Consider the following 18,970-nt stretch of genomic DNA (forward strand, 5'->3'; position numbering starts at 1 on the left):
CCAGCGCCAGATGGGCCTTCCGCCCCCGGGCAGGGACGCGCCGCTTCGGCCTTGCGGGCGGGAGAGGGGCGTGGAGCATGGCAGAGGCTCTAGAGATTTTCCGGCCGGGTGGAAACATCTCGTGACCCGGGAAATGCGCCGGATCAGAAAGAACGCGCGGCGCGGGGTTGGGGCGTCGAAGGGGCCGGGCCTGTAGGGAAAGCGCATCGTCGCGCGGCGGGCGGGAACCGGCCGCCGGGAACTGGTGCGGACGGCGGGACTCGAACCCGCACTCTCACAGGAGAAGCAGATTTTAAGTCTGCTGCGTCTACCGATTTCGCCACGTCCGCGCGGCCCGGCCGGCTATGGCGCGCCCGGGCGGCGGCGTCCATGACCTTTTGCGCGATTCCGCATGGCTCCGGCCATCGCCTGTGTCGGGCGGCCGCAAGAAGGGCGTGCGCTCAGTCCGTCGTGTTGAGGCGCGTGCGCATTTCCTTGCCGGGCTTGAAGTGCGGCACCCGCTTGGCCGGAACGACCACGGCGGCGCCGGTGCGGGGATTGCGGCCGGTGCGTCCCTGACGCCCGCGCGTCGTGAAGGCGCCGAATCCGCGCAGTTCCACCCGGCCGCCTTCGGCGAGGCGCGTGCCGATCGACTCGAAGACGATGTCGACGATCCGGTCGACTTCCTGAAGACTGAGATCGGGATGAAGTACGGCGAGTTTCTGCACGAGCTGCGAACGAATCATCTGCGCGGTCTTTCCGATGTAGGCCGAAGCCTTCCCCTTATCATCGCGGTTCGCTGTCCGTTCCCCGAATTCTGCGCCCCCGCAATCGCCCGGATTTGCCACAGGCCATGCCCAAATCAAGAAGAATCGCGGGAAAACCGACGGAATGACGAAAACGGCCGGCCGATACGAGATCGGCCGACCGGCTTTTCAGCGCCATGGGCGCCGTGTTTTTTCAGGCTGGATCAGTTCTTGGCCTTCAGCGCCTCGCCCAGGATGTCGCCCAGCGACGCACCGCTGTCGGACGAACCATACTGCGCGACCGCCGCCTTTTCCTCGGCGATCTGGAGAGCCTTGACCGAGAAGTTCGGCTTCTTCGAACGATCGAAGCCGATGACCAGGGCGTCGAACTTCTGGCCGGGCTGGAAACGCTCCGGACGCTGCTCGTCGCGGTCGCGGCCAAGGTCGCTGCGCTTGATGAAGCCGGTGACGCCATCGTCGCCCGCCTGCACTTCCAGGCCGCCGTCGCGAACCTCAAGCACGGTGACCGTGACGGTCTCGTTCTTGTTGAGGCCCGAGCCGCCGCGCGAGGCACCGCTGGTGGGCGCGCCCTTCTCAAGCTGCTTCATGCCGAGGCTGATACGCTCCTTCTCGACATCGACATCGAGCACCACGGCCTGAACGACCTCGCCCTTGCGATGCAGGTTGAGCGCGTCCTCGCCGGAAATGCCCCAGGCGATGTCCGACATGTGGACCATGCCGTCCACATCGCCGTCGAGGCCGATGAACAGGCCGAACTCGGTGGCGTTCTTGACTTCGCCCTCGACCGTCGAACCGACCGGGTGACGCTCGGCGAAGCTCTCCCAGGGGTTGGACTGCGCCTGCTTGAGGCCCAGCGAGATGCGACGCTTCTCGGCATCGACCTCGAGCACGAGCACTTCCACTTCCTGCGAGGTGGAGACGATCTTGCCGGGATGGACGTTCTTCTTGGTCCAGCTCATCTCGGAGACGTGGACGAGGCCCTCGATGCCCGGCTCCAGCTCGACGAACGCACCATATTCGGTGATGTTCGTGACGCGGCCGGTCAGCTTCGCGCCGATCGGATACTTGGCGGCGGCGCCTTCCCACGGATCGCTCTCGAGCTGCTTCATGCCGAGGCTGATGCGCTGTGTGTCGCGATTGATGCGGATGATCTGGACACGGACGGTGTCGCCGATGTTGATCATCTCGCTCGGGTGGTTGATGCGCTTGTAGCTCAGATCCGTGACGTGCAGCAGGCCGTCGATGCCGCCCAGGTCAACGAACGCACCATAATCGGTGATGTTCTTGACGACGCCGTCGATGATCTGGCCTTCCGACAGGGTCTGGATGAGGCCGCTGCGCTGCTCGGCGCGAGTCTCTTCCAGGATGGCGCGACGCGACACGACGATGTTGCCGCGGCGACGATCCATCTTGAGGATCTGGAAAGGCTGGGGGATGTCCATGAGCGGCGTGACGTCGCGGACCGGGCGGATATCGACCTGCGAGCCGGGCAGGAACGCCACGGCGCCGTCGAGATCGACGGTGAAGCCACCCTTGACGCGGCCGAAGATGACGCCTTCGACGCGGGCGCTTTCGGAGAACTCGGCTTCCAGCTTGTCCCACGCGGCTTCGCGGCGGGCGCGGTCGCGGCTGAGCATGGCCTCGCCATTGCTGTTCTCGACGCGGTCGACAAAGACCTCGACTTCGTCACCGACCTTCAGATCGGCCTTCTGGCCCGGCGCGGCGAACTCGCGCAGCGGCACGCGGCCTTCGCTCTTGAGGCCGACGTCGATGACGGCGAGATCATTTTCGATGCCGGTGACGGTGCCCTTGACGACGCGGCCTTCAAAGCCGCCGTCGGCGCCGCCGAGAGATTCATTGAGAAGCGCGGCGAAATCGTCGCGCGAGGGGTTTGCCGTTGAGGCCATGAATAAGGTTCCTTCGGTTCGTTGCTGGCCAGCCGGTTGTCTCCGGCGGTCTTTGGCCATAGTGCCCGGACGGCCTCATGCCGGACCGGGCATCCGGCGCGTGCCGTGCCGATGGATACAAGAGCTTCGAAAAAGCAAAAGGGCGCCTCGCGAAGCGAAGCGCCTCGTCCGGGCCGTTATGCGCGGTCCTTCAGGCGAGCATCCACCAGCGCGATCGCGCGCTGAACGGACGCGCCTATACTCAAATCGCTCGTGTCGAGCAAGTCCGCATCGTCAGCCTGCCGGAGCGGGGCATCCGCCCGCGCCATGTCCCGCGCGTCGCGCGCTTCAAGCTCCGCCGCGATCTCCGCGAGCGAGACCGGCTCGCCCCGCGCAACGAGCTCCCGGTGGCGCCGCTCGGCACGCACCGCGACGCTGGCGGTGACGAACAGCTTGGCATCGGCATCGGGCGCGATCACCGTGCCGATGTCCCGCCCGTCCAGCACCGCGCCGCCGGCCTGCCGGGCGAAGGCGCGCTGCCGCTCGAACAGGGCGGCGCGCACTTGCGGATGGCGCGAGGCACGGCTCGCCAGCGGCCCGGCTTCCTCCGAGCGGAGGGCGGGATCGGCCAGCAGGCTGTCCGGAAAGACGCAGGCGGCGGCGGCATCTGCGGGATCGTCGGGATCGCCGCCGTTGCGCGCGACCGTCACGCCCACGGCGCGGTAGAGCAGCCCGGTATCGAGATGGGGCAGGCCATAATGCGCGGCGAGCGCGCGGGCGATGGTGCCCTTGCCCGAGGCGGCGGGGCCGTCGACGGCAATGATCATGCGCCTTTCCTCATGGCGCGCGCGAGCCCAAGCGTGGCGATGATCGCCCAGACCACCTCGAGCGTCATGGCGGCGAGATTGAAATGGACGGTCAGCGAGGCAATGAGCAGCAGCGCGCCGGCCAGATTAAGGCCATTGAACAGCCGGAAATCCATGGTCCGCGCGAGGTTGGAATAGCCATAGGCGCCGACCACCAGCGCGCTGCCGAGCAAGCCGACGATGTTCGCCAGAATGTCCTGCGTCATGCCGTGCCTCGCAGCGTCGCCAGCATGGTTGCGAAACCCGGGAAGCTGGTCGCCACGGGACTCATGTCGTCGATGACGAGGCCCCCGCGCGTGTTGAGCCCCGCAACGGCGAAGCTCATCGCGATGCGATGATCCAGCTCGGCGTCGATGGTAGGCGCGCCATGGCCGCCGCCCAGCGGATCGCCGCCGCTGCCGGTGATGACCAGCCCGTCCTCCTGCTCCTCCACCATGGCGCCGATGCGGGCGAGGCCACGCGCCATGAGGGCCAGCCGGTCCGATTCCTTGACGCGCAGCTCGTCCAGCCCGCTGGTGCGGGTGATGCCCTGCGCATGGGCGGCCGCGACGAAGAAGACCGGGAACTCGTCGATCATGCTGGGCGCGACTTCCGGCGGCACGTCGATGCCGGTGAGCGCGCTGTGCCGCGCCACCAGATCGGCGACCGGCTCGCCGCCCACTTCGCGCTCATTGGTGATCGCGAGATCCGCGCCCATCGCCTGGAGCATGCGGAAGAGCCCGGCGCGCGTCGGGTTCATGCCGACATTGGTGACGGTGACGTCCGAACCGGGGGTGATCAGCGCCGCGACGACGGGGAAGGCGGCGGAGGACGGATCGCCCGGGACGACAAGCGTCTGCGGGTTCAGCTCGGCCTCGCCATGGATGCTGATGATCCGCGCGCCGTCGGGCCCCGCCTCCACGGTCAGGGTCGCGCCGAAGCCCCTGAGCATCCGCTCGCTATGATCGCGCGTGGGCACCGGCTCGATGACGCGGGTGATGCCCGGCGCGTTGAGCCCGGCAAGCAGCACGGCCGACTTCACCTGCGCGGACGCGACGGGCAGGCGATATTCGATCGGCACCGCCGGGACGATGCCGCGCATCGTGAGCGGCAGGCAGACGCTCCCGCCAGCGCCGGACGTGCCCATGAACTGCGCGCCCATGAGGCCGAGCGGGGTGGTGACGCGGCCCATCGGGCGCTTGCTGAGGCTCGCGTCGCCCACGAAGGTGGCAGTGAGCGCGTGGCTCGCGAGCAGGCCCATCAGCAGGCGCGTCGAGGTGCCGCTGTTGCCCATCTCGAGCGCGGTCGTGGGCTGGACGAGACTGCCCACGCCGACGCCATGGACGCGCCACACGCCATCCGCGCCGCGCTCGATCTGTGCGCCGAGCGCCCGCATGGCGGCGGCCGTCGCCAGCACATCCTCGCCTTCGAGCAGGCCGGAGATGCGGCTCTCGCCCACCGCCAGCGCCGAAAGCATGAGTGCGCGATGGGAAATGCTCTTGTCGCCCGGCACCGTCACGGTGCCGCGCAGCGGGGCCCCAGGCTCGAAGAGCGTGTTGCGCGCTTGATCTGTCATTATGCAAACCCGGAATTCTGGCCGGGGCGCATGGCGCTCGACCGGCGGACGGAAAAAAATGGCGCGCCGCTTTTGACAGCGCCGATCTGCTATGGCAAGGCGCGCGGCACTTCGCGGCGACATTGCTTCGCTGCGCACGATTTTCATCTCATCTGGAAGGACAGAGGCGGCACATGGTGAAGCCTGAATGGGGAACGAAGCGGACCTGCCCCAAATGCGCCACGCGTTTCTACGACCTGGGCAACAGCGAGCCCGTGACCTGCATCGAGTGCGGCAACGTCTGGACGCCCGAGCCGGTGCTCAAGTCCAAGCAGCCGCTGCCCTTCGAGGAGCTGCCGCAGAAGGCCGCCGCCGGCGCTGAAGCCGAGACGGGGGCCGATGACGATCTCGACATCGACGTGGACGTCGATGAAGAGGAAGGCTCGCCCGACAATGATGTCGACCTTGGCGGCGACGACGATCTCGGCGTCGAAGCCGGGGACGATGGCGACGAGGAAAACTGAGCCATTCCGCCGCGCGCATTTTTACTGACGCGCGGCAATAAATTGGACTTGCAGCGGGGCGAAGCCTGACATAAAGGCAGCGCCTCGCAGCGACGGACCCACCCGTCGCACCGCAGAATCGGGGCCGTAGCTCAGCTGGGAGAGCGCTACACTGGCAGTGTAGAGGTCAGGGGTTCGATCCCCCTCGGCTCCACCAATCTTCGTAGCCGCTGTGACGGCAGGAAAATGCTGAAACTAGGAATTTTCAAGTTTCTGTCACATTGGTGGCAGTGATGGAAAACCCGTGGGGGCTATCGCCTATTAATCCATCCAGAGACGGCAATAGAGATAACTCCAAGTGGCACTAAAAGCAGCGAAAAAGTTGATCGCAGGAAATCGTAAAATTGCTGGCTTCCTTTGTTCACAAGATCGATGGCTTTCAGTTTGTCAACGGATGACATCGTGGGATCGTTGGCAATAGCGGATATAGCGCGCACCGTTTCATCGGTTCCAAACAGACGCTGAGCTATTACTGTACCGACAACACCGATTATCGTGGCAGCGATTGGAACTACCCCATAAAGAATAACGCGCTCACGCTTTGATGCTTGCATATTCCCTCCAGTTTGGGGGCGGCCCGACCGAACCGCCCCGCCTGCAAGTTTAACGGGTTAAGTCAGCGGGCCTGCATCATTACGGCGCAGGCCAACTCATAATCTTTCTTCGCGTCTTCAAATTTGAAGAACGAATTAGTGGATATGGATACCGTCTTTCCATCGCCGTCGATGAGATACCATCGCCAGTTATAGTCGACGTCCATATGGCACATCAGATTTTGGTTGGGCATTGCACACACTCCTTATAGAAGTGAGCCAATCACAGAGGTCCGCTCATGAGGAATGCATGGCGCTGTGATCATTGCTCGATCTGGCAGTTCGACCAAATGGTTGTTCCTGCCGCCCCGAGTGCCGATCAAAAATCCTGCAAACCTTGGCCCTACCTCGTGTCACTTGCGTGCGGGCCTTTACCTCTAGCTCATGTTCACCTCCTTTTCCGGTCGGCCTTTCTTGCAGGCGCGGGTGAGATTATGGAACAAGAAGGGAACAGCGCAAGTGCCTTTCTGACTTGTCCACAGGGTTGTCACCGCATTTTGCCGACACTGGTACGTTCGGCTATTTTACGTGCCCCGGAATAGAAAAATAAAATGCGTCGTTTCAATATTGTAGAAGATGGATCGGTAATCCCCCCCCGGCTCCGCCAGCCTTCATTCGCTCCCCGATATTGGATCATTCCGCTTCTCCGGGATATTTGATCGCGGGTTTTTCGACCGTACGCGGTGGCGCGAACTTGAGAGCGCTTCCTTCCTTCGCGAGCGTATGGAACCCCGGCGCACACCAGCGCGGCGGCCCGATGTTTCTGGCCGTGAAATCGCATGCGGGCGCGCGCATCCGGCCGTTTGCGGGGCGGGGCGGTGCCGGGGGACGGCCGGGCGCGTTCAGCTTTTGGTGGAAATCGGGTGGCGCATGACCTATTGAATCCTCAACAACTTGTCGCATCCTGCGACCGGATGAAGGAGAGCGATTCGTGACCAGGCTCAGCGCCCTCATCGACAGTCGGCCGGACGAGGGGATCTTCCGCGTCAACCGCGCCATGTTCGATGATCCCGCTGTCTTCGAGCTGGAGATGCGGCATATTTTCGAGGCCGGATGGCTGTTCCTCGGGCTCGCGGCGCAGGCGCCGGACGCGCACGACTATTTCACCGTGAATGCCGGGCGCGTGCCCGTGCTGGTGATGCGCGGCGGGGATGGCGTGCTGCGCGGCTTCGTGAATTCCTGCCCGCACAAGGGCGCGCGCGTGGCGCATGCCGGCTGCGGCCATGCCCGCCAGCTCATCTGCCCTTATCATAGCTGGAGTTTCGACAGCTCGGGCAAGAACAAGGCGGTGAAGTGGAAGGCCGGCGGCGCCTACACGCCCGGCTTCGACGCGGACAGCCACGACCTGCCGGCCCTGCCTGCCTTCGGCGTCTACAAGGGCTTCGTGTTCGGCAGCGTGAGCGCGGACGTTCCACCGCTGCTCGACTGGCTGGGCGATGCCGCGAAGCTGCTCGATCTGGTCGCGGACCAGAGCGAGGAGGGCGTGGAGATGATCCCGGGCGGCGTGAGCTTCACTTATGACGCGAACTGGAAGCTGCAGCTGGAGAATTGCTCGGACAATTATCACTTCACGTCCGCGCATCCCTCCTACATCCGGCTTCTGGAGCGGCGCAAGGCGGCGGAAGCGGCCTCCGGCAAGGCCTTCACCTCCGCGATGGATTCGCAGCGCCACTGGAGCGGCGAGGACGACGAGATCGTCTCGGGCACGTTCAGCTTCCCTTATGGCCATGTGCTCAATTTCGGCCTCGGCGCGCCGACGCCGGCCTCGCCGCTGTTCGACCGTGCCGACCTGCTCGCGCAGCGGCTCGGCGCGGCGAAGCGGGACTGGATCTTCAACATGCGCAACCTGACGATCTTCCCCAATCTCCAGGTGGCCGAGAATGCCTCCAGCCAGTTGCGCGTGATCGAGCCGCTCAGCGCGGGGCGCACCCGCATGCGCACATGGTGCATCGGCCCCAAGGGCGAAGCGCCGGCCGCGCGGCGCCAGCGCATCCGCCAATATGAGGATTTCTTCAATCCCTCGGGCATGGCGACGCCCGACGACACGGTCGCCTATGAGGATTGCCAGCGGGGCTTCGCCGGCAAGGTGGAGCCCTGGCTGCAGGGCTATGCGCGCGGCATGGATCGCCGGCAGGCGGGGCCCAACGACCTCGCCGGGGAGATCGGCCTTGAGCCGGAGTTCAGCGTGGCAGGCAATTCGCGCCTGTGCGACGAGACGATCTACCAGAGCTATTATCGCGAATGGGCGCGGCGGATGGCCGGCGCGCTGGAGACGGCGGCATGAGCACCATCATCGAGCGCGTGATGACGCGGAGCGACGCGGAGGACCTGCTGTATCGCGAGGCGCGGCTGCTGGACGAGCGGCGGTTCGATGAGTGGCTGGCGATGTATCATGACGATGTCGTGTTCTGGATGCCTGCCTGGCGCGACGAGACCACGCTCACGACCGATCCGGACAGCGAACTTTCGCTGATCTACTATGAGGGCAAGCAGAACCTGGCCGATCGCGTCTGGCGCCTGGGATCGGGGCTGTCCAATGCCTCGGTGATCCCGGCGCGGGTGTCGCATCTGGTCGGCAATGTCATCGTCGACTCCTGCACGGGCGAGGAAGCCGTGGTGCTCGCGGCATTCACGGCCCATCATCACGACCCGCGCAGCGACCGGACGCATGTCTTCTTCGGCCATTACCGGCATGTATTCCGCCGGTCGGGCGATGAATGGCTGATCGCCGCCAAGACGATCAACCTGATGAACGACTGCATTCCGACGGTGGCCGACCTCTACATGCTCTGAGCGGGGCGGCCCGGGCGAGCGGGCGCCGCAGCCCTGAGCCCGGGAGCCTGCCGGAAAAATCGACGTAGGCAGCACCTGCCATGGTCCGGTTTTCCTGATTGTCGCGCTTAAGGAAGTGAAGACGATCATGAACCACCGGATCGAGGGGGGTGTCCGGTCATTCCGCATCCGCAGCAGGGCGGGGGGCTTTCGGGGCACCGGCCATTGCCCTGTCGCGGAAGGATGACCTGTCTCCCGCCTCTTCCGGACTGGTGCCGCAGGTGTTTCGTGCGACCCGTGCCTGCGGACCTCGAGCGGCGGCGGCCCTGTGGCCACCGCCGCTTTTTTTTGAGCGATACGAGAGGTGAGGGGCGGGGGCTCAGGGGCCCCGTCCCGCCCGTCCGATCAGGCCTGCGTGTCGTCGGCGAGCGGCGCGCCGCCTTCCGCGTCCGGATTGTCCTCCGTGCTTTCCTCGATCCGCGCCGCGCCCACGACATGCTCGTCCTGTGCCACGTCGAACAGGCGGACGCCCGCCGAGCCGCGGCCGATGACGCGCAGGCTGTCGAGCCCGATGCGGATCAGCTTGGCCTGATCGGTCACCAGCATGAGCTGATGGCGGCGCGTCGCGGGGAAGCTCGCCACGACCGGGCCATTGCGATCGATATTATCGATGTTGGTGATGCCCTGGCCGCCGCGCCCGGTGCGCCGATATTCATAAGCGGACGAGAGCTTGCCATAGCCGTTCGCGCAGACGGTGAGGATGAACTGCTCGCGCGCCTTGAGCTCCTCGTAGCGCGCCGGGTCCAGCGAGCTGGTGGCGCCATCCTCGCGCTCGCCCTTCCAGGGCGCGAAGCGGAGATAATCCTCGCGCTCGTCCTGGCCGGTGCCCACGCGGTGGAGGATGGAGAGGGAAATCACCTCGTCGCCTTCGCGCAGCGTCATGCCGCGCACGCCGGTGGAGTTGCGGCTCTGGAAAGCGCGCACATCGTCCGCGCGGAAGCGGATCGCCTTGCCCTGGCGGGAGGCGAGCAGCACGTCGTCATCCTCGGTGAGAAGCGCGACGCCGATGAGCCGGTCGTCGGCATCCTCGCCCTCGAACTTCATGGCGATCTTGCCGTTCGACGGGATGTTCGAGAAGGCATCCATGGCGTTGCGGCGCACATTGCCGCGCGCCGTGGCGAACATGACGTGCAGGTTCGCCCATTCCGCCTCGTCTTCCGGCAGCGGGAGCACGGTCTGGATCGCCTCGCCATTGGCGAGCGGCAGGAGATTGACCATCGGCCGCCCGCGCGTCGCCGGCCCGCCCTCGGGCAGGCGCCAGACCTTGAGGCGGTAGACCTTGCCATGGGTCGAGAAGAACAGCACCGGCGTGTGCGTGCTCGTCACGAACAGCTCGGTGATGACGTCCTCTTCCTTCGTCGCCATGCCCGCGCGGCCCTTGCCGCCCCGGTTCTGCGCGCGGAAAGTGTCGAGCGGCGTGCGCTTGATATAGCCCTGCATGGTCACGGTGACGACCATGTCCTCGCGCTCGATCAGGTCCTCGTCCTCGATGCCGTCGGCGGCAGGCGCGATGATGGACCGGCGCGGCGTGGCGAACTCCGCCTCGATCGCGTCGAATTCCTCGCGCATGACCTCATAGAGCCGCACGCGGCTGCCGAGAATCTCGAGGAAGCCCTCGATCGCGGTGGCGAGGCCCTGGAGCTCGCTGCCCACCTCGTCCCGGCCAAGCGCGGTCAGGCGATGCAGGCGCAGATCGAGGATGGCGCGCACCTGCGCATCCGAGAGGCGATAGGTGTCGCCGGTCGGGTCGGCTTCCGCCGCTTCCACGAGCCGCAGATACGGCGCGATGTCGGCGATCGGCCACTCGCGGGCCAGCAGCGCCTCGCGCGCGGCGACCGGGCTGGCCGAAGCGCGGATGGTCCGCACCACCTCGTCGAGATGGGAGACCGCAATGACGAGCCCGAGCAGGATGTGGGCCCGCTCGCGCGCCTTCGCGAGCTCGAACTTGGTGCGCCGCGTGATGACTTCCTCGCGGAAGCGCACGAACGCCTCGATGATCTCGCGCAGGTTGAGCAGTTCCGGCCGGCCGCCACGGATGGCGAGCATGTTGGCGGGGAAGCTCGACTGGGCCGGCGTGTGGCGCCAGAGCTGGTTCAGCACCACGTCCGCCGTCGCGTCGCGCTTGAGCTCCATGACGATGCGCACGCCTTCGCGGTTCGATTCGTCGCGGATGTCGCTGATGCCCTCGATCCGCTTGTCCTTCGCGGCCTCGGCGATCTTCTCGACCAGCCCGGACTTGCCGACCTGATAGGGGATCTCGGTGAGCACGATCTGCTGCCGGTCGCCCCGCAGCGTCTCGATCTCGTGGCGCGAGCGCATGATGATCGAGCCGCGCCCGGTGGTGTAGGCGTTGCGTGCCCCGCCCTGGCCCAGGATCAGCGCGCCGGTCGGGAAATCCGGGCCGGGGATATACTCCATGAGCTCTTCGGTGGTGATGGCGCCATTGTCCATATAGGCCTTGCAGGCGCGCAGCACCTCGCCGAGATTGTGCGGCGGGATGTTGGTCGCCATGCCCACGGCGATGCCGCCCGCGCCATTGACCAGCAGGTTCGGGAAGCGGGCGGGCAGGACGGTCGGCTCGCGATGCGCGCCGTCATAATTGTCCTGGAAGTCGACGGTGTCCTTGTCGATATCGGCCAGCAGCGCCGTCGTCGCCACCTTGGCGAGCCGCGCTTCGGTATAACGCATGGAGGCCGGCGGATCCGGGTCCATCGAGCCGAAATTGCCCTGGCCGTCGATCAGCATGACGCGCATCGACCAGTCCTGCGCCAGGCGGGCGAGGGCATCGTAGATGGCGGAGTCGCCATGCGGGTGGTAATTACCCATCACGTCGCCGACGATCTTGGCCGACTTGCGGTACGGCCGCCCGGCCACGAAGCCGCCTTCGTGGCTCGCCCACAGGATGCGGCGATGCACGGGCTTGAGGCCATCGCGCACGTCCGGCAGGGCGCGGGAAACGATGACCGACATGGCGTAGTCGAGATAGCTCGACTTCATCTCGTCGACGATGCTGATCGGGCTGATATCCGAGGGTTCGGCGAGGAGTGTCTCGTCGCTGCTCAATTATGTTCTCTTATGTCTGTTGCATGGAAAAGGGAGTTCCCGAGCCTAGCCGCCGGGGCGTCCGAATGCCAGAAAAAAGGGGTGGCGCGATGGCGCCCGACGACGCCTCCGGCCAGGCAGGCCGCTCATGTTCACAGCGCCGGAATCGCAAGCGTCCATCGACATGGCGGGCATGAGCTGCGATGATCCGCTTGCGGACCGATGACAAGCTGCGCTAGCCAGTTTATACCGCATTCAAACCCGGTTAACACTCACATTGCCATGGAACCATCCGGGACACATGCCGGTTTTTCCGTTCCCCGGCGAACCGATCATGAGCCTAGTCTTTGGAGGAAGTTTTGATGCGTCTGTTGAGAACTACTGCCCTGTCGATCGCGCTTGCGGCCGTTTCGGCCGGCATGATGATGCCGTCGGCCGCGGTAGCGCAGAAGAAGAACGACAAGAAAGCCGATGACGGCAAGATGAAGCTTTCGCCGAGCAAGGAATTCACCCCCGGTGCGCAGGCCCTGCAGGAAATGCTCGCCAAGAGCGATTTCGAAGGCGCCAAGGCGAAGCTCGCCGAAATCGAGCCGACCGCCACCAAGCCGGACGACAAATATTTCCTCGGCAATTTCTACCTGAACACCGGCATCGGGCTGAAGGACGAAAGCCTGCAGCGCAAGGGCGTGGAAACCATGCTCGCCTCCGGCATGACGCCGGCTGCCGACGTGCCCAAATTCCATTATTTCGCCGGCCAGTTCGCGCTGAACGCCAAGGATCACGCGGCCGCGCGCCAGCATCTGCAGCAGGCCGCGCAGGCGGGCTATGAAGGCGCCAACCCGGAAATCTACCTGGCCGAGAGCTATTTCGGCGAAGCCTACAACAATGTGAACGGCAACCAGTTCAACCCGGCCGGCAAGGCGCTGGTGCAGCAGGGCCTGCCGCACCTGAAGAAGGCCATCGAGCTGCGGCAGTCAGCGGGCGAGGCGGTTGATGCGAGCTGGTATACGCGCGGCCTCAAGATGTCGGTTCTGGCCGATGATCCCTCGCAGATCGAGTGGTCCAAGCTCGCGCTCGCCCATGCCGGGACGCCGGACAACTGGCGCGTGGTGCTGCGCTCGCTTCAGGACGCGAATGACAACATGACCCGGGATGAAACCCTGGACCTCATGCGTCTGATGGACAGCAGCAAATCGCTGCAGAATGCCTACAGCTACAGCGAATATGCCGAATCCGCCTGGAAAGCGGGCCTGCCGGGCGAAGTGAAGGCCGTGATCGAGACCGGCCGCGCCCGGGGTGAGATCGATAACAACAGCCTTGCCGACCTGTATCGCCTCGCCACGGAAAGCGCCGCGAAGGACAAGGCGACGCTCGCCTCCTCCGCGACCAGCGCCGCCTCCGCCGCGACCGGCAAGCCGGCCTCTTCGACCGCCAGCGCCTATATGGGCTTTGGCGACTATGCCAAGGCGGCCGAGCTTTACCGGCTGGCGCTGCAGAAGGGCGGCGTGGACGCGGACGAGGTCAACACGCGGCTCGGCATCGCGCTGGCACGCAGCGGCGACAAGGCCGGGGCCGTGGAAGCTTTCGGCAAGGTCGGCAACGGTGGCACCAACGGCGTGCGCCGCAAGATCGCCGATCTCTGGACGGTGTGGGTGAACAATCCCACCGCCTGATCGGCTCTCGCTATCGGGAAACAGGAAGAACGCCGGCGGAGTTTTCCGTCGGCGTTTTCGTTTGGGGGCGCTGCGTTTTCAGGGAGCGGCGCCGCGCTCAGATCTCGACCGGAACCCCGGGCAGATTCTTCGACGTGCGAATGGTGAGGGAGGTCTTGACGCTCGCTACGTTGGGTGCCTGCGTCAGGCGCGAGGTGAGGAACTGCTGGAAGCTCCGCAGATCCCGCGCCACCACTTTCAGGATGAAATCAATCTCGCCGTTGAGCATGTGGCACTCGCGCACTTCCGGCAGCTCGGCGACGTAGCTCTCGAAGGCGCGCAGGTCATTCTCCGCCTGGCTCCTGAGGCTCACCATGGCGAAGACGGTGATCGTATAGCCCAGCGAGACGGGATCGAGATGCGCGTGATAGGAGCCGATATAGCCGCGCTCTTCCAGCGTGCGCACGCGGCGCAGGCAGGGCGGCGCGGTGAGGCCCACTTTCGCGGCCAGATCCACATTCGTCATGCGTCCATCCGCCTGCAGGGCGTCGAGGATCTTGAGGTCGATTTCGTCGATGGCCGCACCCGGCATGAGCTGACATTTCCTTTCGCAATGATGCTCTATACCACAAGATAATGTCTCGACAATGCAATTGTCCCACAATGCGACGTCCCGTTTTTTGCAGCTAGGCGTCCGCTGAAACCAAGGTTACCCGTCGCTTAACCACGAAGGGTCCCCGGGCAATGCGTTTCAATGATATCTTGCGGACGGTGCTCGCCAACCCGGGCGAGGGCGCCACCGCGACCGTGACGCGCTGGCGGCAATGCATCGACCTCATCGCGCAGCATGACGTCTCCGGTGCGCAGCCGCCGCGCCTGCTGGACGAGGACGATCGCCGCCTCGTCCTGGGGATCATTGCCCGCCTGAGCCCGCAAGTGCCGCTCGAGAAGCGCATCGCATCCATCGTGGAGCTGGGCGGGCGGCTGCGCTCGCCGGGGCTCGTGCGCAGTCTCGCGCAGGATCATCCCTCGCTGGTCGCCGCGCTGATGAGCCATGTCCGCCTCGCCGACGCGGACTGGGCCGCGCTGATCCCCGATCTCGGCCCGCTGGCGCGCAGCGTCCTGCGCCGCCGCACCGACCTCGGGCCGCGCGCGGACGCGACGCTGCGCCAGTTCGGGCCGAACGACATGGCACTTCCCTCGCTGGTGGACGCCGACATCCTCACGCTGGCGGACGCGGATCGCATGCCGGCCTTCGCGGGCGATTCCGGCCACGGGCTGGACGATCGCCAGGACGAGGGGGCGGACGATGGGCCGAGCCAGTTCGAGCGCATCGTCGCGCGGATCGAGCGCTTCAAGGAAAGCCGTGTTCCCTCCGAGGCTGAAGGGGCGGACCAGACGCAGGACATTGCGCCGGCCGTCGAGGAAACCGCGCCCGCTTACCGGGATGAGGCTGCGGTTCCTGCGCCGACACCGATCGACCAGTTCACTTTCGAGACGGACGCTTCGGGGCTCATCCGGCTTGTCGGCGCGGCCCCGCGCGGCGCCGCCTTCGGCCTCAGCATCGCCGTGGCGGACCTGGACAATCGCCATGGCGCCGACGGAACGGCGCTTGGCGCGTTCCGTCGGCGCGCGGCCTTCGACAATGCGCGCTTCTCCATCGGGGAAGGTGCGCTGGCGGGCGAATGGCGGATGTCGGCGACGCCCCGTTTCGACAAGGCGAGCGGCCGGTTCCTGGGCTATGCCGGTTCGGCCAGACGCGAATTGCCGCATGAAGGGCTGGTGCGCTCGACGGCGCAGGATGACGCACAGGGATGGGCAGGCCTTTCCGCCCAGAGCACCCGCCAGCTCATCCATGAACTGCGCACGCCGCTCAATGCCATCCAGGGCTATGCCGAGATGATCCAGACCCAGCTCGTGGGGCCGGTGCCCGGCGAGTATCGGGACATGGCGCAGCATATTCTCTCCGATGCCCATGTGCTGCTGACGACATTCGACGATCTCGATCTGGCGAGCCGCATCGCGCGCGGCGACGACCGGACGCGGCCCGAGCCTCTCGATATCGAGGCGCTGCTGCGCGCGATCATGAGCAGCGCGGCACCCGAGGGCGTGGTGGCACTGTCCGTCGAGGAAGGTCTGCCTGCCATCACCGGCGATCGCCAGCAGGTGGAGCGGATGCTGCGCCATCTCGTGCGGGCCGGCTGTGCCGCGCTCGAACCGGGGGAGCAATTGACCCTGCGCCTGCAACAGGACGGCGCCGGGGCGAAGGTCCGCTTCCTCATGGCGCGCCCCAATGCGCTGCAATCCCTGTCCGAGCGCGACCTACTCGATCATGGCGGGGCGGGGGAACAGAAATTCCACGATGTCCCCCCGCTCGGGCTCGCCTTCACGCTCAGGCTGGTGAGGGGCATTGCCGCGCATCTGGGTGGCGGGTTCAGCATCACGAGCGAGCATTTCTGCATCCTCATGCCGGTCGCGGCCTCGCTGGAGAGCGGGCAGGAGAGCCAGCGCTGACGCCGGTCCGCGGTGTGCGCATGCTTAATCCACCGGCAGGGATTTCATGCTAGGGCGGCGAACGCACATCCCGCTCAAGACGAGGTCCGCATCATCGTGGCTGCCTTTGCCGCCAATCTGATCGAGCCGCCGCCCTCCACGGCAGCCATCGACTGGCCCGGGAGCCTCGGCCGGCGCTTCATGCTGTGGATCGACACGGAGGAAGAATTCGACTGGGCGGCGCCGTTCAGCCGGAGCGCGACGCAGGTCAGCGTCGTCGCGGGCATGGAGCGGTTCCAGCGCTTCATCGGGTCGGCCGGCGTGCGCCCGGTCTATGTGACGGACTATCCCGTCATCGAGGACGAGGCGGCCAGCGCCTTGCTGCGTGGCTGGGCGGAGGACGGTGTGGCGGACGTGGGCGTCCACCTGCATCCCTGGGTCAATCCGCCGCATCAGGAGGAAGTGAGCCTCTTCAACAGCTATGCGGGCAATCTGCCGCTCTCGCTGGAGCGCGCCAAGCTGACCGCGCTGCGCAACCGCATCGAGCAGCGCATCGGCGTGAAGCCGGTCGCTTACCGGGCCGGACGCTATGGCGTGGGGCCGCATACCGCCGCTTTGCTCGAGGACGCCGGCTTCCGGATCGACAGCTCGGTGCGGAGCCGCTTCGACTATCGCGGCCAGCTCGGGCCGGACTTTTCCGGGATGCCGCTGCGGCCCTGGCGCGCGGGGCCGACGGGCGGGCTCATCGAAGTGCCGCTCTCCACCGCCTATGTCGGCGCCCTGAGGCGCGGCGGCGAACGGCTCCATCCCCTGCTGGCGCGGGCCGGGCGTGTGGCCGGCGCGTTCTCCCGCTTCGGGCTGCTCGCGCGGGTGCCGCTGACGCCGGAGGGCGTCGATCTCGCCGCATGCCGCGCGGCGATCGACGCGCTGATCGAAGAAGGCGCGCCCTTGCTCAATTTCTCCTTTCATTCGCCGACGCTTGAGCCCGGACACACGCCCTACACGCGCAGCGCAGCCGACGTGGAGCGTTTCTATCGCTGGTGGGACGGCGTGCTGGATCATCTGGAAAAGCGCGGCATCGCGCCGATCAGCCAGGCCGAGCTGCTCGCCGCGATATAGCGCCGGCGCATGAGGATACTTGCCTTGCGGGGCTGGGGCGGGCTAACGCGTGGCTCGATACCCCTTGTCCGGGCGTCTGATGGACATCGGGGCCTGTAGCTCAATGGTTAGAGCTGGCCGCTCATAACGGCTAGGTTGCGGGTTCGAGTCCTGCCGGGCCCACCATCCCCTCACGCCGCATCCGTCCATTCCTGGTTCCGATTGTCCGCCGCTGACTGGCCGGTGAGGATGCGGGTCTTTGGCTACAGGATTTTGCCGCATAACCCGCGCGGGTGATGTGGGATGTCGCGAGGTTCATTACTCGGCCCCTCCGAACGTCAGGTTCAGGGGGTATCTATATGAACTATCGTGCGACGAGTGCTGCTCTGCTTCTCGCTCTCTCTCTTTCAGCCTGCGCCAGCTCCGGCGGCGTGCAGGATGTGGCCCGCATTTCCGATCCGGTCCAGCGGGAACAGGCGATCGCCGCGCTCCGCGCCGCAGCGCCCAAGCCGATCGAGGGCAATGGCGGCGCCTTCATGTCGCCCTTCACGTCGGATGGCGTGACGGCCGAGTGGGTCACCAATGCCATGGGCGTGCAGAATGCCGGCGACATCGCGGGCGCCGCGGGACAGGTCGCCGCTGACCAGCTGCTCAGCAACATTCCCTTCGCCGGCCTGTTCGCGGGCCAGGCGACCAAGAAGCTGGCGCGCGCCGCGGCGCTGAAGTCGATCGGCGGCGAGGAATTCCTCAAGAGCTCGAGCGACCAGTCGTTCAACACGCTCGAGGACATGGCAGCCAACATGTACGCCTTCCATTCCGGGCACACCGAATATGCGCGCATCGTGAAGGCCGTGACGGCGATCTATCCCGATTTCGGCAATATCTATGCCCGTTATCCGCGCACGCCGGTCGTGAGCGAAGCCACCACTTCGGCCTCGCTCTGAACATTCCGGGCCTGCGGGCGGGGCTCCATGCCCGCAGGCCAATTCCCCATATTCGAAGGAAAGGCCGGAAGATCATGGTCGCCAGATTCGGCAGGGCGTTCGTCGCGCTCGCAGTGATCGGTTGCATGCCCGCAGTGGCGGACGCCAAGACGAAGTCCCGGCAGCCAAGTCTCTACCAGTCTCCGGATTCGCCGGGCGCGGTGCGGGGCGTGGGCGTCGAATCGCAGGACATCGTCTCGATGAGCGACGCGATGATGCGTGACCTGCTCACCGTGCCGGCGATCATGAACGCGGCCACGGCGCCGCGCGTCATCATCGATTCCGCGCATTTCCGCAACGAGAGCTCCGAGATCATCGACAAGGCCATGATCACGGACCGCATCCGCGTGCTGCTGAGCCGCGCGGCGAGCGGGCGGGTGCGCTTTGTCGGACGTGAATATGCCGATGCCGTGCAGATGGAGCGCGACCTCAAGGATGCCGGGCAGGTCGACGTGGGAACGACCGGACGCACGCGCGCGATGGCCGGAGCGGACTATCGCCTCGTCGGCCGCATCGGGACGCGCGACGCGGTGGACACCCGCACCGGCGTCAAGGAGCGCTACAGCACCTATACCTTCGAGCTTCTCGACCTCGAATATGGCGACCTCATCTGGTCGAACATCTACGAGTTCAAGAAGGCCGCGCAGGACAACGTGGTCTATCGTTGAGCCGGGCTTCGACG

Annotated in this window: 18 protein-coding genes and 3 tRNA genes; 11 read left to right on the forward strand and 10 right to left on the reverse strand. The window is 65.8% G+C overall.

Going from position 1 to position 18,970, the window contains the following annotated elements; translation table 11 throughout:
* Positions 1 to 242 precede the first annotated feature (242 nt).
* The 6 genes from SLG_RS08170 to aroA form a co-directional block, all read right to left on the reverse strand.
* Positions 243 to 329 (reverse strand) — tRNA-Leu (locus SLG_RS08170).
* Between the two features lie 111 nt (positions 330 to 440).
* Entirely contained in the window at positions 441 to 725 is a 285-nt protein-coding gene (locus SLG_RS08175; protein WP_014075981.1) for an integration host factor subunit beta, read from the reverse strand.
* Between the two features lie 224 nt (positions 726 to 949).
* Positions 950 to 2,653, reverse strand: coding sequence for a 30S ribosomal protein S1 (gene rpsA / locus SLG_RS08180; protein ID WP_014075982.1), 1,704 nt, complete (start codon positions 2,651 to 2,653; stop codon positions 950 to 952).
* A 176-nt stretch (positions 2,654 to 2,829) separates the two neighbouring features.
* Positions 2,830 to 3,459 carry a (d)CMP kinase gene (locus SLG_RS08185; protein WP_014075983.1) on the reverse strand — a complete coding sequence of 210 codons (630 nt, stop codon included), beginning with the start codon at positions 3,457 to 3,459 and terminating at the stop codon, positions 2,830 to 2,832.
* The gene (locus SLG_RS08190) at positions 3,456 to 3,704 is read right to left on the reverse strand and encodes a CBU_0592 family membrane protein (RefSeq protein ID WP_014075984.1); all 249 of its coding nucleotides are present in this window, start codon (positions 3,702 to 3,704) and stop codon (positions 3,456 to 3,458) included. Before SLG_RS08190 ends, SLG_RS08185 begins: the two co-directional genes overlap by 4 nt.
* Complete coding sequence (gene aroA, locus SLG_RS08195; RefSeq protein WP_014075985.1) at positions 3,701 to 5,053, reverse strand: 3-phosphoshikimate 1-carboxyvinyltransferase; 1,353 nt, start codon at positions 5,051 to 5,053, stop codon at positions 3,701 to 3,703. Before aroA ends, SLG_RS08190 begins: the two co-directional genes overlap by 4 nt.
* A 30-nt stretch (positions 5,054 to 5,083) precedes the next feature.
* On the opposite strand from aroA, the gene SLG_RS22135 reads away from it, so the two are divergent.
* The 3 genes from SLG_RS22135 to SLG_RS08205 all read left to right on the forward strand — a co-directional run bounded on the left by SLG_RS22135 (position 5,084) and on the right by SLG_RS08205 (position 5,752).
* Complete coding sequence (locus tag SLG_RS22135) at positions 5,084 to 5,233, forward strand: hypothetical protein (RefSeq protein ID WP_231848772.1); 150 nt, start codon at positions 5,084 to 5,086, stop codon at positions 5,231 to 5,233.
* The gene (locus SLG_RS08200; RefSeq protein WP_014075987.1) at positions 5,227 to 5,556 is read left to right on the forward strand and encodes a TIGR02300 family protein; all 330 of its coding nucleotides are present in this window, start codon (positions 5,227 to 5,229) and stop codon (positions 5,554 to 5,556) included. Before SLG_RS22135 ends, SLG_RS08200 begins: the two co-directional genes overlap by 7 nt.
* 120 nt (positions 5,557 to 5,676) lie before the next feature.
* Positions 5,677 to 5,752 (forward strand) — tRNA-Ala (locus tag SLG_RS08205).
* A 94-nt stretch (positions 5,753 to 5,846) separates the two neighbouring features.
* Here SLG_RS08205 and SLG_RS21285 read toward each other — a convergent pair.
* On the reverse strand, positions 5,847 to 6,149 hold the full coding sequence (locus SLG_RS21285; protein WP_148276529.1) for a hypothetical protein: 303 nt from the start codon (positions 6,147 to 6,149) through the stop codon (positions 5,847 to 5,849).
* 62 nt (positions 6,150 to 6,211) lie between these two features.
* On the reverse strand, positions 6,212 to 6,382 hold the full coding sequence (locus SLG_RS21665; protein WP_014075988.1) for a hypothetical protein: 171 nt from the start codon (positions 6,380 to 6,382) through the stop codon (positions 6,212 to 6,214).
* 737 nt (positions 6,383 to 7,119) lie between these two features.
* Here SLG_RS21665 and SLG_RS08210 point away from each other — a divergent pair.
* Complete coding sequence (locus SLG_RS08210; RefSeq protein WP_014075990.1) at positions 7,120 to 8,472, forward strand: aromatic ring-hydroxylating oxygenase subunit alpha; 1,353 nt, start codon at positions 7,120 to 7,122, stop codon at positions 8,470 to 8,472.
* Positions 8,469 to 8,981 (forward strand): aromatic-ring-hydroxylating dioxygenase subunit beta, encoded by a 513-nt coding sequence (locus SLG_RS08215; RefSeq protein WP_014075991.1) that lies wholly within the window; start codon positions 8,469 to 8,471, stop codon positions 8,979 to 8,981. Before SLG_RS08210 ends, SLG_RS08215 begins: the two co-directional genes overlap by 4 nt.
* Positions 8,982 to 9,365: 384 nt before the next feature.
* Here the strand turns inward: SLG_RS08215 and gyrA are convergent, their stop codons facing one another.
* On the reverse strand, positions 9,366 to 12,083 hold the full coding sequence (gene gyrA, locus SLG_RS08220; protein ID WP_014075992.1) for a DNA gyrase subunit A: 2,718 nt from the start codon (positions 12,081 to 12,083) through the stop codon (positions 9,366 to 9,368).
* A gap of 341 nt (positions 12,084 to 12,424) precedes the next feature.
* On the opposite strand from gyrA, the gene SLG_RS21670 reads away from it, so the two are divergent.
* Entirely contained in the window at positions 12,425 to 13,735 is a 1,311-nt protein-coding gene (locus tag SLG_RS21670; protein ID WP_014075994.1) for a hypothetical protein, read from the forward strand.
* 97 nt (positions 13,736 to 13,832) lie between these two features.
* On the opposite strand, the gene SLG_RS08230 is transcribed toward SLG_RS21670, so the two are convergent.
* Positions 13,833 to 14,306, reverse strand: a complete 474-nt coding sequence (locus tag SLG_RS08230; protein WP_014075995.1) for an Lrp/AsnC family transcriptional regulator — start codon at positions 14,304 to 14,306, stop codon at positions 13,833 to 13,835.
* A gap of 152 nt (positions 14,307 to 14,458) precedes the next feature.
* Between SLG_RS08230 and SLG_RS08235 the strand changes: the two genes are divergently transcribed.
* From SLG_RS08235 to SLG_RS08255, 5 genes are all read left to right on the forward strand, one after another.
* On the forward strand, positions 14,459 to 16,228 hold the full coding sequence (locus SLG_RS08235; RefSeq protein ID WP_014075996.1) for a sensor histidine kinase: 1,770 nt from the start codon (positions 14,459 to 14,461) through the stop codon (positions 16,226 to 16,228).
* Between the two features lie 90 nt (positions 16,229 to 16,318).
* On the forward strand, positions 16,319 to 17,326 hold the full coding sequence (locus SLG_RS08240; protein WP_041392934.1) for a polysaccharide deacetylase family protein: 1,008 nt from the start codon (positions 16,319 to 16,321) through the stop codon (positions 17,324 to 17,326).
* Between the two features lie 89 nt (positions 17,327 to 17,415).
* Positions 17,416 to 17,491: transfer RNA gene (locus SLG_RS08245), tRNA-Ile, on the forward strand.
* Positions 17,492 to 17,664: 173 nt separating this feature from the next.
* Positions 17,665 to 18,249 (forward strand): hypothetical protein, encoded by a 585-nt coding sequence (locus SLG_RS08250; protein WP_041391829.1) that lies wholly within the window; start codon positions 17,665 to 17,667, stop codon positions 18,247 to 18,249.
* Positions 18,250 to 18,323: 74 nt separating this feature from the next.
* Positions 18,324 to 18,956 (forward strand): hypothetical protein, encoded by a 633-nt coding sequence (locus SLG_RS08255; RefSeq protein ID WP_014075999.1) that lies wholly within the window; start codon positions 18,324 to 18,326, stop codon positions 18,954 to 18,956.
* The last annotated feature ends 14 nt before the right edge of the window (positions 18,957 to 18,970 follow it).

The organism is Sphingobium sp. SYK-6 (assembly GCF_000283515.1).
Taxonomy (GTDB): Bacteria; Pseudomonadota; Alphaproteobacteria; order Sphingomonadales; family Sphingomonadaceae; genus Sphingobium; species Sphingobium lignivorans.

What these genes read in the sequence shown, in the direction of transcription:
- SLG_RS08250 (WP_041391829.1), top strand. Translation starts at nt 17,665, where the DNA reads ATGAACTATCGTGCGACGAGTGCTGCTCTGCTTCTCGCTCTCTCTCTT.
- SLG_RS22135 (WP_231848772.1), top strand. Translation starts at nt 5,084, where the DNA reads ATGGCGCTCGACCGGCGGACGGAAAAAAATGGCGCGCCGCTTTTGACA.
- SLG_RS08175 (WP_014075981.1), bottom strand. Translation starts at nt 725, where the DNA reads ATGATTCGTTCGCAGCTCGTGCAGAAACTCGCCGTACTTCATCCCGAT.
- SLG_RS08230 (WP_014075995.1), bottom strand. Translation starts at nt 14,306, where the DNA reads ATGCCGGGTGCGGCCATCGACGAAATCGACCTCAAGATCCTCGACGCC.
- SLG_RS08255 (WP_014075999.1), top strand. Translation starts at nt 18,324, where the DNA reads ATGGTCGCCAGATTCGGCAGGGCGTTCGTCGCGCTCGCAGTGATCGGT.
- SLG_RS08185 (WP_014075983.1), bottom strand. Translation starts at nt 3,459, where the DNA reads ATGATCATTGCCGTCGACGGCCCCGCCGCCTCGGGCAAGGGCACCATC.
- SLG_RS08200 (WP_014075987.1), top strand. Translation starts at nt 5,227, where the DNA reads ATGGTGAAGCCTGAATGGGGAACGAAGCGGACCTGCCCCAAATGCGCC.
- SLG_RS21665 (WP_014075988.1), bottom strand. Translation starts at nt 6,382, where the DNA reads ATGCCCAACCAAAATCTGATGTGCCATATGGACGTCGACTATAACTGG.
- SLG_RS08215 (WP_014075991.1), top strand. Translation starts at nt 8,469, where the DNA reads ATGAGCACCATCATCGAGCGCGTGATGACGCGGAGCGACGCGGAGGAC.
- SLG_RS21670 (WP_014075994.1), top strand. Translation starts at nt 12,425, where the DNA reads ATGCGTCTGTTGAGAACTACTGCCCTGTCGATCGCGCTTGCGGCCGTT.
- SLG_RS08190 (WP_014075984.1), bottom strand. Translation starts at nt 3,704, where the DNA reads ATGACGCAGGACATTCTGGCGAACATCGTCGGCTTGCTCGGCAGCGCG.
- rpsA (WP_014075982.1), bottom strand. Translation starts at nt 2,653, where the DNA reads ATGGCCTCAACGGCAAACCCCTCGCGCGACGATTTCGCCGCGCTTCTC.
- aroA (WP_014075985.1), bottom strand. Translation starts at nt 5,053, where the DNA reads ATGACAGATCAAGCGCGCAACACGCTCTTCGAGCCTGGGGCCCCGCTG.
- SLG_RS08235 (WP_014075996.1), top strand. Translation starts at nt 14,459, where the DNA reads ATGCGTTTCAATGATATCTTGCGGACGGTGCTCGCCAACCCGGGCGAG.
- SLG_RS21285 (WP_148276529.1), bottom strand. Translation starts at nt 6,149, where the DNA reads ATGCAAGCATCAAAGCGTGAGCGCGTTATTCTTTATGGGGTAGTTCCA.